1 protein-coding gene and 1 pseudogene are annotated in these 538 nt (G+C 50.6%); both read right to left on the minus strand.

Annotation, left to right across the window (positions count from 1 at the left end):
* Window positions 1–28: 28 nt before the first annotated feature.
* Complete coding sequence (locus PsAD26_RS16595) at window positions 29–319, minus strand: protein ren (protein ID WP_000145933.1); 291 nt, start codon at window positions 317–319, stop codon at window positions 29–31.
* A pseudogene (locus tag PsAD26_RS16600) lies at window positions 316–538 on the minus strand (Replication protein P); the annotation flags it as partial. The pseudogene PsAD26_RS16600 and the gene PsAD26_RS16595, both read right to left, overlap by 4 nt.

The raw sequence follows: 538 nt of genomic DNA on the forward strand, positions 1-538 counted from the left end.
CCTGTTATTAGCTCAGTAATGTAGATGGTCATCTTTTAACTCCATATACCGCCAATACCCGTTTCATCGCGGCACTCTGGCGACACTCCTTAAAAACCAGGTTCGTGCTCATCTTTCCTTCCCGTTCTTCCCTGGTAGCAAACCGGTAATACACCGTTCGCCAGACCTTACCTTCGATAACCAGAAGACCTGCCCGTGCCATTTTAGCCGCGGCCTGATTTATGCTGGTTACTGTTGCGCCTGTTAGCGCGGCAACGTCCGGCGCACAGAAGCTATTATGCGTCCCCAGGTAATGAATAATTGCCTCTTTGCCCGTCATACACTTGCTCCTTTCAGTCCGAACTTAGCTTTGATTTCTGCGATCTTCGCCAGAGCCTGTGCACGATTTAGAGGTCTACCGCCCATGACAGGAAGTTGTTTTACTGGTTCAGGGATCGCCTCACCACGGTTAATTCTCGCAGTCATATGGACAAGCTCATCTGCGGCCTTACGGCGTAATTCCGCATCAGTAAGCGCATTGGCCCGCATGTTCTGATAC

This window comes from Pseudovibrio sp. Ad26, from assembly GCF_001623285.1.
GTDB classification, from domain to species: domain Bacteria; phylum Pseudomonadota; class Alphaproteobacteria; order Rhizobiales; family Stappiaceae; genus Pseudovibrio; species Pseudovibrio ascidiaceicola.